Annotated in this window: 8 protein-coding genes; 4 read left to right on the top strand and 4 right to left on the bottom strand. The window is 68.5% G+C overall.

Features of this window, described 5'->3' with window-relative positions; all coding sequences use genetic code 11:
- Positions 1-8: 8 nt before the first annotated feature.
- The gene (locus P9K36_RS01795; RefSeq protein WP_043345320.1) at positions 9-587 is read right to left on the bottom strand and encodes a polysaccharide biosynthesis/export family protein; all 579 of its coding nucleotides are present in this window, start codon (positions 585-587) and stop codon (positions 9-11) included.
- A gap of 189 nt (positions 588-776) precedes the next feature.
- Between P9K36_RS01795 and P9K36_RS01790 the strand changes: the two genes are divergently transcribed.
- Positions 777-2,999, top strand: coding sequence for a GNVR domain-containing protein (locus P9K36_RS01790; protein ID WP_043755237.1), 2,223 nt, complete (start codon positions 777-779; stop codon positions 2,997-2,999).
- 43 nt (positions 3,000-3,042) lie between these two features.
- On the opposite strand, the gene P9K36_RS01785 is transcribed toward P9K36_RS01790, so the two are convergent.
- Positions 3,043-4,230, bottom strand: coding sequence for a GNAT family N-acetyltransferase (locus P9K36_RS01785; protein WP_052083517.1), 1,188 nt, complete (start codon positions 4,228-4,230; stop codon positions 3,043-3,045).
- Between the two features lie 245 nt (positions 4,231-4,475).
- On the opposite strand from P9K36_RS01785, the gene P9K36_RS01780 reads away from it, so the two are divergent.
- Positions 4,476-5,537 carry a polysaccharide deacetylase family protein gene (locus tag P9K36_RS01780; protein ID WP_043755233.1) on the top strand — a complete coding sequence of 354 codons (1,062 nt, stop codon included), beginning with the start codon at positions 4,476-4,478 and terminating at the stop codon, positions 5,535-5,537.
- Positions 5,538-5,620: 83 nt separating this feature from the next.
- Here the strand turns inward: P9K36_RS01780 and P9K36_RS01775 are convergent, their stop codons facing one another.
- Both P9K36_RS01775 and P9K36_RS01770 read right to left on the bottom strand, forming a co-directional pair.
- The gene (locus P9K36_RS01775; protein WP_043380931.1) at positions 5,621-6,277 is read right to left on the bottom strand and encodes a DUF2155 domain-containing protein; all 657 of its coding nucleotides are present in this window, start codon (positions 6,275-6,277) and stop codon (positions 5,621-5,623) included.
- A 128-nt stretch (positions 6,278-6,405) separates the two neighbouring features.
- Complete coding sequence (locus P9K36_RS01770; RefSeq protein WP_078947231.1) at positions 6,406-6,822, bottom strand: NADH:ubiquinone oxidoreductase subunit NDUFA12; 417 nt, start codon at positions 6,820-6,822, stop codon at positions 6,406-6,408.
- A 513-nt stretch (positions 6,823-7,335) separates the two neighbouring features.
- On the opposite strand from P9K36_RS01770, the gene P9K36_RS01765 reads away from it, so the two are divergent.
- Together P9K36_RS01765 and P9K36_RS01760 are read left to right on the top strand one after the other, a co-directional pair.
- The gene (locus P9K36_RS01765; RefSeq protein ID WP_043755229.1) at positions 7,336-11,067 is read left to right on the top strand and encodes a vitamin B12-dependent ribonucleotide reductase; all 3,732 of its coding nucleotides are present in this window, start codon (positions 7,336-7,338) and stop codon (positions 11,065-11,067) included.
- 326 nt (positions 11,068-11,393) lie between these two features.
- Complete coding sequence (locus tag P9K36_RS01760) at positions 11,394-13,790, top strand: hybrid sensor histidine kinase/response regulator (protein ID WP_236961644.1); 2,397 nt, start codon at positions 11,394-11,396, stop codon at positions 13,788-13,790.
- The last annotated feature ends 68 nt before the right edge of the window (positions 13,791-13,858 follow it).

Here is a 13,858-nt window from a genome sequence, read left to right as displayed (position 1 = left end):
GCCGTCGCTCAGAAGAAGCGCTCTTTGATGACGATCGTGTCGCCCGGACGGACCGCGTAGGTCATCGGCACGATTCCTGAGACCAGCGTGCCGTTGGTGTCGCGGGTCAGAACGGCATAATCCCGCGCCGCCCGGGGGCCGAAGCCGGCGGCGATGGCCACCGCCGTCTCGACGGTCATGCCGTTGACGAACGGATACTGGCCCGAGGTGGTCACCTCTCCGAGAATGTAGAAGGGCCGGTAGGCGTCCACCTCCACGGTGACGTGCGGCTCGCGGACGAACCCGGCCGCCAGCTTGGCTTCGACCGCCTTGGCCGCCTGGGCGGTCGTCTGACCGCCGACCTGCACGGTGCCGATCAGCGGCATGGCGATGCGACCGGCACCATCCACCGCGTAAATGTTCGACAGGTTGTCCTGGCCGAAGACGATCACCCGGAGCTTGTCGCCCGCCGCCAGCGTGTAGCGGGCAGCGATCGACCCGGTGCCGGTCGCGTCGAGTTCGTCGGTGCGGAAGCTCGGCCGCAGGCAGCCGCCGAGTGCCAGAGTCGAGCCGAGTGCGAGGAGCAGAGCGCGCCGGTTCATCACCATCGCCGTCAAGGATGCAGTTGCCGGATCATCTAGGCCGTTAAGGTTAATGAAACTTGATCACCGCCGGACGGGCCGGCCGGCGCCGCCGGTCCGCGCGCGCCTTAACTCTTGAGCAACCTTAACATCCACTAATGGCGGCGGGCGGGCAGTAATGCCGGCCCGGTTTTCCGCCGCGTCCAGAGCGTCCGCATGTCCTCTATACGTCAACGCTCGACCAACGCCCTGCCCAGCCCGCAGCCGCGCGCCGAGGAGGGCCTCGGTCTCGCGCAGCTGCCGCGGATCCTGCGGCGCTCGATCGGATGGATCGTCGGACCGACCCTGGTGGTCGCCCTGGGGGCGAGCGTCTTCGTCAACGTGGTCAGCCCCCGCTACACCGGCGAGGCGAAGGTTCTCCTGGAGAGCCGCGACCCGGCCTTCGCCCGCACCGCGCAGGAACGCGCCGACCAGCTCGCGCCCATCGACGAGCAGGCTGTGGCGAGCCAGGTGCAGGTGGTCATGTCCCGGGATCTCGCCCGCGAGGCGATCCGCCGGCTCAAGCTCGTGGGCAATGCCGAATTCGATCCCGGCGCCGGCAGCATCGGCCCGGTGCAGCGCGTGCTGATGATGCTCGGCATCGGCGCCAATCCTCTGGACCGCCCGGCCGAGGACCGCGTGCTCGATGCCTATTTCGATCACCTGCTGGTCTTTCCCGCCGGAAAGTCGCGCATCCTGACGATCGAGTTCCGCGCGAAGGATCCGAAGCTCGCGGCCGAAGCCGCCAACACCATCGCGAAGCTCTACATCGGATCGCTGGAGGCCGATAAGGTCGATACCGCCCGCTATGCCTCCACGTGGCTCGGCGGCAACATCGATGGGCTCCGCAAGCGCGTCGCCGAAGCCGAGGCGAAGGTCGAGGCGTTCCGCGTCAAGAACGGCCTCGTGGGCAGCGCCGGCGCCACCGGCCGGCCCCTCAACGCGCAGCAGCTCGGCGAATTGTCGAGCCAGCTCTCGGCGGCGCGGAGCCTGAAAGCCGATCTCGACGGCAAGGTGAAGGCCATCAAGGACCTGATCAAGGACGGGCGCGCCTTCGAGATCCCGGATGTCGCCAACAACGAGGTGATCCGGCGGATCGTCGAGAACCGGATCTCGGTGCGCGCCCAGCTCGCCCTCGAATCGCGCACGCTGCTGCCGGCCCATCCGCGGATCAAGGAACTCAACGCCCAGCTCGAGGATCTCGACGCGCAGATCAAGGCTTCCGCCGAGCGCATCGTGCGGACGATGGACAACGACGCCAAGATCGCCGGCGCACGGGTCGAGAGCCTCCGGAGCGCCGTGGACGGCCAGCAGGACGTCGTCGCCCAAGGAAACGCCAGCGAGATCCAGCTCCGCGCGCTGGAGCGCGAGGCCAAGGCGCAGCGTGAGCAGCTCGAATCCTATCTCGGCCGCTACCGCGAGGCGGCGGCGCGCGACGGCGAGGCGGCGACGCCGGCCGATGCCCGGATCGTATCCCGCGCGGTGACGCCCGAGGTGCCGTCCTTCCCGAAGAAGTTGCCGATCGTCGCGTTCGCGACGCTGCTGACCCTCATGCTCTCGGCCGGCGGCGTCATCGCCAGCGCGCTGCTCGCCGAATCCGGCCGCGCTGCCGGACAGCGCGACGGCGATCCGACGGACGATCGCCGCCGCCGCGAGCCGGTGATGGACCGGCCGACCTTCGCGTTTCCGGAGCCGATGCCGTCCGAGCGCTGGTCCCAGCCGTCGGAGGCCGCAGCCGCCTCCGCGACGACGGCACCCGTGGCGAAAGCGTCAGCCGGCACCGGCGAGACCTTCGACCTTGCGCCCCTCGTCGCGCGCATCGCCGCAGCGCCCCGCGACCCGGGGGCCCAGTCCGGCCGCCGGATCCTGATCGTCGAGACCGAGGACCGGCGCGGTCCGGCGACGCTCTCAGAGGCCCTGACCCGTGCCCTCGGCCGCGAGGGGAGCCTCGTCGCCGTGGATCTGAACGCGCCGAGCAGCGGGCCCCGGGGCTTGGGCTTCTCCGACCTCATCGCCGGCGAGGCTGCCTTCCTCGATGTGATTCAGGCCGGTCGCGCCGGCGGCCATCATCGGATCGCGGCCGGGCTCCACGATTCGACGGTCCTGTTCGACGCGCCGGACGCTCTGGTGTTGACCTTCGAAGCCATGGCGGAGGCCTACGAGTGCGTGCTCTTCCGGCTCGCCGCCGCGCCGGGCGCCGTCGACCTGCTCGAACTCGTCGCGGGCTTCATGGACTGCGTGGTGATCGCGTCGAATGCCGATGCGGAGGATCCGGCGCTGGCCGATCTCTACGCCCTGGCCGAGGATGCGGGTGCGGGGCAGATCCTGGTCGCTCAGGACCGTCCGGCGAATGCGGATTTTCAGGATCCGGCGGCCGAGCTGCGCCTCAGCGCCGCTTGAGACGGGTGCCGCCGGGCGCGGGTCCGGCCCAGGACGGCGACGGTCAGGGCCGGCGGCGCAAAGCCCGGAGCCGCTTGAGGACGGCGTAGAGACGCGGGTCTCGCTTGATGCGCCGCTTCGTGCGCGTCAGGCTTCCGCGCACGGCCCCGTAGGTCCGGCCGCGCAAGCTCACCGGTATGACCGTCTCGACGAGGCTGATCGTCTCGTCGCAGATGCTGGCCTTGTAGCGCGCCTCGCCGACGCCGAGGTCGAAGCCCTGCCGGCCCCGGTCCGTCTGATCGCGCACCAGATGTTGCAGCAACAGGTCTCCGGGGCTGTACCGGGCGATCTCCGGGTCGGCGTCGAATGCCGTCATCATGCCGCTGAAGCGCCGGTCGCTCACGGCGCCGCCGAACGTTGCCAGGACCCGGCCGCTCTCGAAGAGGCAGAGGGCATGCACCTCCATCGCCGGCTCCGCGCCGGTCGACGCCGCCGCGAGGAAGGCGCGGATCGCGGGATCGGCATAGGGGTCGGAGATGCCCATGACGGCGAAGCGCGCCGATTTCTGCGCGTAGAAGGCGGCCAGCAGACGCTGCGCCTCCTCGGGCGTCCCGGCGCGGCGGTAGGCGATGGCGCCGTGCGCCTCGATGAGGCGCTTCTCCTTCGAGCGCAGCTTCTTGCGGGCGTCGGCGCTGAAGACCCGGCGCACGGTCGCCTCCGGGTCCGGCCCGAGCATGAGACCGTAGGCATCGCTGGCCTCGGGCTCGCCAGTCGCGGCGAGCGGATTCGCCGCCCCGTCCCACATCCTGGGTTGATGCTTGAGGGTGTAGGCGTCGATGCCGTTGGCCCGGCCCGCCTGGATCAGGGCCGTGACGATGCTGCTGGGCGGGAGGGCTGCCGCATCGCGGGTGGCGAAGAGCGGCATATGATAGTTGGCGTGCGTGTCACCGACGGTGCGCGCGATGCGGAGGCCGTGTTCCCGCTGCAGCGTCAACGGCATGAGAAGGCGTGGACGCCCATCTGCATTCCGGACGATCACGATGCGGGCATGCTCGACCTGCCCGGTCGCATGCAGATAGGCGCTCACCCAGTCGAACCGCTGATAGGGCGTCCCGAGGGCGGCCGGGTCGGTTTCGAGCCGGCGCCAGAGTGCCTCGGCGGCATTCAGATCCGGGATGATCTCCGCGATGAGCCCGTGGGCCAGGCGCGATTCGACCATGTCCGTTCCCGCCATCTGGACGCCGGTCGCCATGACCCGATCTCCCAGGGACCACCGACGATCCCGTGCCACCCGAATACTGGGTTCCAGGGCCTGAATGGCCCGTCACCTCAACGCGGGATCCTGGGCCCGCGGCGCGGCACGGCGCGGCAAAAGGGATGCGTGCCTAACAGCTCCTTTCTTCCGGTTGCCCCTCGGTGCGACGGCTTTCGGATTTGTTTACCGCGTCGCGCCAAGGCTCCGTGGTACGGGCGCTGCGGCCCGATCGGTTCAGAATCATGCTGTCGTCGCGCGCCAAGCATCGGGTCTTCGCGTCCGGCTTTCGCGCGATACAGGCGCTCGGGGCGGATCGGTGGCTCGGCCCCGCCGCCCGCGGCCTCGGTGTGATCCTCACATTCCACCACGTCAGCCCCGCGCCGAGTCCCGCCTTCGCGCCGAATCGCCTGCTGGGCATCACGCCGGAATTCCTCGACCTGACCCTGCGGGAACTCGATGCCCGGGGCTTCGAGGTCATCGGCCTGGATCACCTGCCGGAGCGCCTGGCCGAACCCGATTACGGGCCGCCCTTCGCGGTCCTGACATTCGATGACGGCTACCGGGACAATGTCGTGCATGCGCGTCCCGTGCTGGCCCGCCACGGCGCGCCGTGGACGTTGTTCGTCACCAGCGGCTTCGCCGATCAGGGCGGCCGGCTCTGGTGGATCGAGCTGGAGCGCGCGATCGCGCGCCTCGATCGCGTGCGGATCGACATCGGGTCCCGCAGCGTGGACTTGCCGGCCCGCAGCCCGCAGGAGAAGGCTCTGGCCTTCGAAGTCGTTTACCGGGACCTGCGCCGCGGCCGCGAGGCCGACCTTCTCGACCGGATCGCCGAGCTCTGCCGACAGGCCGGCTTCCCGCCCGGACGGATCGCCTCCGAACTGTGCCTGTCCTGGGCGGAGCTGCGCGATCTCGCGGCCGACCCGGCCGTCACCATCGGCGCGCATACGGTGAGCCACCCGATGCTGGCCAAGCACGACGCCGCCTTCGCCGCCCGCGAGATCGCCGAGGGACGCGCGCGGATCGAGGCGGAACTCGGACGGCAGGTGCGGCACCTGTCCTATCCGGTGGGAGACCCGACCTCCGCCGGACCGCGGGAATTCGCTCTGGCGCGGGAGATGGGCTTTGCGACGGCAGTGACCACGCGGCCCGGTCACCTGTTCGCCGAGCATGCCGCGCACCTTCAGGCCCTGCCCCGGGTCTCGGTGAACGGCTGCCACCAGACGGGTGCGGCGCTCGCCGGACTCCTCTCCGGTGTTCCGTTCCTGGCGTGGAATCGCGGGCGGCGCGTCAACGTCGCCTGAAGCGGCGTCGCGGTTCGAACCGGCCCCTGACGACGCCGGACGAGTTCATCGAGGCGGGTGCGGGGACCGGATCGCGGACGCAGTCAGCGGAATAGAGCGTCGAACAGGTTCTGCGGCTGATGCGGCGGCGGCGGAGCCGGTGCCGGACCCTCGTTCGACGGGAAGAACTTGCGCGAGGGCTTCTGGCGCGGCTGGACGGGCACGCCGCGCGGCGCCTCCACGTCCACCTGCCCGGCCGCATTGAGCTGCTGCGCGGTCTTCGTGGGGTCCTTGCCCGGGCGCTTCGCCTTCTCGGGCTTGGCCGCGACGGCCGGGACGTCTTCCTGCTCCTTGGCTTCGGCGATCACATCGCTGCCGCCTTTGCAGTCGACCAGCCACACGTCGTAGATCGGATGCTCGATCGCGTGCAGTCCGGGGCTCGACGCGAACATCCAGCCGGTGAAGATGCGGCGGTACTTGTTGTCGAGGGTCACCTCGTCGACCTCGAGGAAGGCCGTGGTCTTGGCGCTCTCGGTGGGCGGACGCGTGTAGCAGACCCGCGGGGTGAGCTGCAGCGCGCCGAACTGCACGGTCTCGTCGACCGCCACCTCGAAGTTGACGATCCGGCCGGTGATCTTGTCGAGGCCGGAGAAGACCGCGGTCGGGTTCTTGATCTTGTCGGCGGCGGCGGGGCTGGCGCAGATGGCGAGCGCCAGGCTCGGGGCGAGCGCGCGGCGTGCGAAGGCGGTGATGCGGCTCAAGGCTCGGACCCCTAGACGAGGGTGGCCGGCCGCGCCAACGATTGCGCGGCGGACGATCGGGATTGGCCCGTCATGAACACCGGAACGGTGGCGGCAAAAGGGCGCCGGGTCCGCGGGAGACCGGGGATCTACTCGCCCGGCGACCAGGAGACGTAGTCGCCGGTGGCCGCCGGCCGCTGGCCCCAGGAGAGCTGCGAACCCGCCGGCCGGTACGCGTTGGCCGTGCCGGTCTGGTTCTCGATATGCGGCTTCTGCCAAGCCTTCGGCTCGTAGTTCTCCTCGCTCGGGGCGAGATCGACATTGTGGCAGAGCCAGCCACGCCAGCCGGGGGGGACCTTCGAGGCGTCGGCATAGCCGTTGTAGACGACCCAGCGGCGCTCCGAACCGACCGAGCGGTCGATCAGCGCGCCTTCCGCCTTGTAGTACTTGTTCCCGAACTCGTCCTCGCCGACGAAAATGCCGGTGCGGGCGGTCTGGAGCGCCAGGGAGACGGTCTGGCCGTTCCACCATGTGAAGACGCGCAGCAAAGTGTCCTTCAGCGCCATCGCCGGTCCCGAGATCGTGCCGCGCCGCGGGGGCGCTTCTCGGCGTCGTTATGGTGACCGCGCGCCCGCGAGTCCAGCCGCGAGACGGAAGTGTCGCTGTGCGGCAACGCTCAAGGCGGGCTTTCCGCTCCCCGTTTCGGCCGGGCGCCCACCGCTCTCTCGACGGTTGTGAATCTAAAATTTTCCCGATCCGATTCCGGAAAGCGGGAAGGACACTTATCCGGGCCCGGGACGATATCCACAGGCTTTTGCGAGCCGGCACAACATCTAGCGGGGAACAAGGCCGCCGAACACCACTTGTTGACGTGAGAAGGAAGGCGGCGGTATTCTCCCGGCATCGGTCGCGACCTTGGAGTGGCGCGTTGAGCAGGGGCGACCGTTCCTAGATTTCGTTCGCGACACCGGGTGACGACCCTTCGCCGGGCGTGTTCGGCCGCGAATCCCAATATCGGGCATAGACCCCGCGTCGCGCGGGGCCGGGGCCGTCGTGTCCCGTCGGAAGAGGTGTGTTTCATGCGGTTCGAGCGTCGCTACACAACGGCCGGACAATCGCCCTACGCCGGGATCCCCTTCCGCAAGGCCCTGAGCGAGATCCGCAATCCGGACGGGTCGATTGTGTTCCGCCTCGACGGCATCGACGTGCCAGAGAGCTGGAGCCAGGTGGCGAGCGACGTCCTCGCGCAGAAGTATTTCCGCAAGGCGGGGGTGCCGGCTCGCCTCCGCAAGGTCGAGGAGAACGCGGTTCCCTCGTTCCTGTGGCGCTCGGTGCCCGACGAGGCGGCGCTGGCGGATCTGCCGGAGGACGAGCGCTTCGTTTCGGAATCCTCCGCCACGCAGGTCTTCGACCGGCTCGCCGGCTGCTGGACCTACTGGGGCTGGAAGGGCGGCTATTTCTCGTCGGAGGCGGACGCGTCCGCCTTCATGGACGAGTTGCGCTTCATGCTCGCCCGCCAGATGGTGGCGCCGAACTCGCCGCAATGGTTCAACACCGGCCTGCATTGGGCCTACGGCATCGATGGCCCGAGCCAGGGACACTATTACTGCGACCCGCAGACCGGCGCGCTGACCAAGTCGGCCACGGCCTACGAGCACCCGCAGCCGCATGCCTGCTTCATCCAGTCGGTCCAGGACGACCTCGTCAACGAGGGCGGCATCATGGATCTGTGGGTGCGTGAGGCGCGCCTGTTCAAGTACGGTTCGGGCACCGGCTCGAACTTCTCGCAGCTGCGCGCCGAGAACGAGAAGCTCGGTGGCGGCGGCAAGTCGTCGGGCCTGATGAGCTTCCTCAAGATTGGCGACCGGGCGGCGGGCGCGATCAAGTCGGGCGGCACCACCCGGCGCGCCGCCAAGATGGTGATCGTCGATATCGACCACCCGGATATCGAGGCCTTCATCGACTGGAAGGTGAAGGAGGAGCAGAAGGTCGCCGCCCTGGTGACCGGCTCGAAGGTCGTCTCCAAGCACCTGACCCTGGTGATGAAGGCCTGCACCCAGTGCGAGGCTGAAGGCGACGCTTGCTTCGATGCCGAGCGCAACCCGGCCCTCAAGCGCGAGATCAAGGCTGCCCGGCGGGCGTCCGTGCCGGACGCCTACATCAAGCGCGTGGTGCAGTTCGCCCGTCAGGGCTTCACCAAGATCGACTTCCCCGTCTACGACACCGACTGGGATTCCGAGGCCTACCTGACGGTGGCCGGCCAGAACTCCAATAACTCGGTCTCCCTGACCGACGGCTTCCTGCGCGCCGTCGTGGCGGACGCGGACTGGAACCTCACGGCCCGCACCACCGGCAAGGTCACCAAGACCCTGAAGGCGCGTGAGCTGTGGGAGCGGATCGGCGAGGCCGCCTGGGCGTCGGCGGATCCGGGCCTGCACTTCAACACCACGATGAACGACTGGCACACCTGCCCGGCGGGTGGGCGGATCCGGGCCTCGAACCCGTGCTCCGAGTACATGTTCCTCGACGACACCGCCTGCAATCTCGCCTCGGCGAACCTGCTGACGATGTACGACCGGGAGACCAAGCGCTTCGACGTGGAGGCGTTCGAGCACCTCAACCGCCTCTGGACGGTGGTGCTCGAAATCTCCGTGATGATGGCGCAGTTCCCATCCAAGGAGATCGCGGAACTCTCCTTCCGGTACCGGACGCTGGGTCTCGGCTACGCCAATATCGGCGGCCTGCTGATGACCATGGGCCTGCCCTACGATTCCGATGCGGGCCGGGCACTGGCCGGGGCGCTTACCGCGATCATGACCGGTGTCGCCTACGCCACCTCCGCCGAGATGGCTGCCGAACTCGGCACCTTCCAGGCCTATGACGAGAACGCCGACGCGATGCTGCGGGTGATCCGCAACCACCGTAGGGCCGCGCATGGCGAGACCGCAGGCTACGAGTTCCTGAATGTCGCGCCGGTCGCCCTCGACCATGCCAACATCCCGCAGGCCGACCTGGGCGACCATGCCCGCGCCGCCTGGGACCGGGCGCTGAAGCTCGGCGAGGAGCACGGCTACCGGAACGCGCAGGCCACCGTGATCGCGCCCACCGGCACGATCGGCCTCGTGATGGATTGCGACACCACGGGGATCGAGCCCGACTTCGCCCTGGTGAAGTTCAAGAAGCTCGCCGGTGGCGGCTACTTCAAGATCATCAACCAGGCCGCGCCGGACGCCCTGCGGGCGCTGGGCTACCGCGAATCCGAGATCGCCGAGATCGAGGCCTACGCGGTCGGCCACGGCTCCATGGGCCAGGCGCCGGGGATCAACCCGACGACGCTCCGCGCCAAGGGCTTTTCGGACGAGAAGATCGCCGCGGTGGAGAAGGGGCTGAAGTCGGCCTTCGACATCAAGTTCGTGTTCAATCGCTGGACGCTCGGCGACGACTTCCTGATCCAGACCCTGAAGGTCCCGGCCGAGAAGCTCGCGGACCCGACCTTCGAGCTGCTGCCGTTCCTCGGCTTCTCCAAAAAGGAGATCGAGGCCGCCAACACCCATATCTGCGGGGCGATGACGCTGGAGGGCGCGCCCTTCCTCAAGCTCGAGCACTACGCGGTCTTCGACTGCGCCAACCCGTGCGGGCGGATCGGCAAGCGCTACCTCTCGGTCGAGAGCCACATCCGCATGATGGCGGCGGCCCAGCCCTTCATCTCGGGGGCGATCTCCAAGACCATCAACATGCCGAACGACGCCACGGTGGAGGATTGCAAGGCGGCCTACCTGCTGTCCTGGCGTCTCGCCCTCAAGGCGAACGCCCTCTACCGCGACGGCTCGAAGCTGTCGCAGCCGCTCAACTCGGCCCTCATCTCGGATGAGGACGACGAGGCGGATGAAGGTATCGAGGCGCTGATCCAGGCCCCGGCCGCCGCCAAGGCTGCCGCGGTGGCGGAGAAGATCGTCGAGCGGGTGATCGAGCGGGTGGAGCGCATCCGCTCCCGCGAGAAGCTGCCGGCCCGGCGCAAGGGGTACACCCAGAAGGCAGTCGTGGGCGGCCACAAGGTCTACCTGCGCACCGGCGAGTACGACGACGGGCGGCTGGGCGAGATCTTCATCGACATGCACAAGGAGGGCGCGACCTTCCGGAGCTTGATGAACAACTTCGCCATCGCGATCTCGCTCGGCCTCCAGTACGGCGTGCCGCTGGAGGAATACGTGGAGGCTTTCACCTTCACGCGGTTCGAGCCGGCGGGCTTCGTGCAGGGCAACGACGCGATCAAGAACGCGACCTCGCTCCTCGACTACGTCTTCCGCGAGCTGGCGGTCTCGTATCTCGGCCGCGCCGACCTCGCCCATGTCAGCCCCGCCGAGATCGGCGGCACGGTGATCGGCGGCGGCGAGAGCGGCGACACGACCCGCGAGGGCCCGAAGCCCGCCCCAGCCTCCTCGGTCGTCTCCCGCGGCCTCCTGCGCGGCTCGGCCGACCGGCTCACCCTGATCCAGGGCGGCCCGGCGGGCGGGACGGTCGGTGTGGGCGCGGCGAGCGCCGGTCAGTCGGCCCCGGCCGGCGGAACGGTCCACGCGATCCGCGGCAGCACCGCGCTGAAGGCGGAGCCGGTGGCGCCCGGTCAGGCCGAGACCATCGCGGACGCCCTGCCCTTCGCAAAGGTGGAGCGGAGCGTCGCGGACCGCCGCGCCGAGGCTAAGATGAAAGGCTATGTCGGCGAGGCCTGCCCGGAATGCGCGAACTTCACGCTGGTCCGCAACGGCACCTGCCTGAAGTGCGACACCTGCGGGTCCACGACGGGCTGCTCGTAATCCCGACGTCCTGGGGTGGAGATTTGGGTGACGGCAGCGTTTGCCTTTGTTTAACGACGACGGCAGCACTCAAAATCCGAATCGCTCGATCTCCTTCCAGGCCGCCTTTCGGCGGCCTGGAACATTAAGCAGAACAAAACATGAATATATGGCCTCTTGCGACAATCATGGGCCGACCGAATAGAGCGCTTTACGTGTGCGAGACGGCTCTGGATCCCTGAGTTGTCGCGCTGGACCGAGAAGGCCGAACGTCGATCCGCTCGCCGAATCGTCAGGACCGAGCGGGCTTCGAAATTAACCGCTCGGGGCCATGATGGGACGTCTCAGTGTCGGACGTCATCATGCGGTTGCGCACGCTCCTCGCCCTCACTTTCGCGGCCGGGGCGCTGCTCCTCACCTTCGCCGCCACGATCGTCGTCTCCCAATTCATCGCGGCGCGGGTGCAGATCCGCGCGGAGGCCCACACGGCTGACCTGGCGGAGCATCTGCGCCAGATCATCGACGCCAACATCAGCGAGCGGCTCGGCGACATGGCCGTGCTGTCCTCGGTCGCCCGGACGAACGCCACCACGCCGGAAGCGCGGCGTGCTTGGGTCGACGCCTTGCGCGAGAGCTTTCCCGCCTATGCCTGGATCGGCTTCGCGGACCGGACCGGTATCGTCCTCGCCAGCACCGACGGCATGCTGGAGGGCGAGAGCGTTGCGGCGCGTCCGTGGTTCAAGCGCGGCATCGAGGCCTTGGCCGTCATCGACATCCACGAAGCGAAGCTGCTGGCCAAACGCTTGCCGTCGCTGCCCTACGGCGAGCCGCGGCGGTTCGTCGACGTGGCGATGCCCTTCCGCGACCCTTCCGGCGCCGTCGTCGGCGTCGTCGGCGGCCATCTCAGTGTCAGTTGGATGCGTGAGATGAGCCGAGCGGCCATCGCCACCGCCCTGAAGCGTGAGCCGAGCGTCGAGGTGCTGATCCTCGCTGGGGACGGAACCGTGATCCTCGGTCCCGGCGATCAGGCCGGTCGACGGATCGATGTCGATCTGCCCGCGCTTCCGGCGCTGACGGCCGGTGCCGAGCTCGCGAGCGCCCGCGGGACATGGCCCGATGGGGGCGATTACTTCACCGGCGCGAGCCGCGCCCGACCCGTGGCTGACAGGCCGACGCTGCCCTGGACAGTCCTGGTCCGCCAGCCGGTCGAGGTCGCGAAGGCGATCTCCGATCCCATCGTCAATCAACTGGTACTCGGCGGCGCGGCTTTCACGCTTCTGTTCGCGCTGCTCGGCTGGTGGGCGGCCGAGCGCTTGGCCGAGCCGCTTCGCGCCTTGGCGGGCGCCGCTGGCGGCATCGGCCATTCCTCGACGAACGCGCAGCTACCCAAGCCGCACGGCTACCGGGAGATCGCAGAACTGACGGATGCCCTGACAAAATTGCTGGCCCGGCTCGGCGAGCGTGATCGAGCCCTGGCGCAGGCCAACACCGATCTGGAAGGCCGGGTCGCAGAGCGGACTGTGGAACTGGCCGAAGCGTGCCATCGCGCCGAGAGGGCGCAAGCGCGCGCCGAAGCCGGCGAACGTGCCAAGGGCGACTTCCTGGCGACGATGAGCCATGAGGTCCGCACGCCCCTGAACGCTATCGTGGGCTTCGGTGACCTACTCCGTGATGAAATCAACCTCACCCCGCACCAGATGCGCTGCATCGATCAGATGCGCGTCGGTTGCGAAGTCCTGACGACGGTCGTCAACGACATCCTCGACTACGCACGCATCGAAGCCCATGGCGTCGTACTCGAAGCTGCCCCGTTCTCGCCGCGAGGGCTGATGGAGGAGACCGTCGCCCTCGTCGCCGGCACCGCCGAGCGCCAGGGTCTCGACCTTCGGTTGGACGTCGGCGCAGGCGACGAGCATTTCCTCATCGGCGACAAGACCCGCTTGAGACAGGTGCTGCTCAATCTCGTCAATAACGCGGTCAAGTTCACGCCGCAGGGCTCTGTGACCGTCTCTTTGGAACAAGCGGCAACGCCGGATGGCATCGCTCTGCGCGTCGCCGTCTGCGATACGGGCATCGGCATTCCCGCCGAGGCGCAGGCGCGGCTCTTCACCCGCTTCGTGCAGGCCGACAGCAGCACCACGCGACGGTTCGGAGGTACAGGATTAGGGCTGGCCATATCGAAAGGGCTGATCGAAGCGATGGGCGGCGCCATCGGCCTTGAGAGCCGCGACGGCGTCGGCTCGACCTTCTGGTTCAGACTCGTGCTTCCGCGTGTGCCGACTGGCGAGCGGTCGCCCGAACGACCGGTTGCCGCGGCTCTGCCCAGACCGGTCGAAGACGACACGTCGCGGCAGGCGCATCTGCTCCTCGTCGAGGACGGCGCGATCAACCGCGAGATCGCCCAGATGGTTCTGGAGGCCATGGGCTATCGCGTGTCCATCGCCTGCGACGGCTCGGAAGCCGTGAAACGGGTGCAGGAGCAGGCCTACGATCTCGTGCTGATGGATGTGGAGATGCCGGTCATGGACGGCATCACGGCGATGCGGCTCATACGGGGGCTCGAGGGTGTGGTGCGCGCCGTGCCAATCATCGCGATGACGGCGCATGTCCTGCCGGAGCAGGTTCGCGCGCTCCTTACGGCGGGCGCAAACGATCACGTCGGAAAGCCCTTCGACCGAACCCATCTCCGCGCGGTTATCGAGCGCTGTCTCGTCGAGTCCGCCGAGCGGTCCCGAGCCGCTTGAACGACCCCCGACAGGGTGCGCAGAGGCGGCGCGCCGGGAGCCGTTGCGCGACCAGGAGCGTTCTGCGT

Origin of the sequence: Methylobacterium sp. 391_Methyba4, from assembly GCF_029691625.1 — a bacterium.
Classification (GTDB): Bacteria; Pseudomonadota; Alphaproteobacteria; order Rhizobiales; family Beijerinckiaceae; genus Methylobacterium; species Methylobacterium fujisawaense.
Note: the sequence above shows the minus strand (reverse complement) of the source record. Positions and strands in the feature narration are given on the sequence as shown.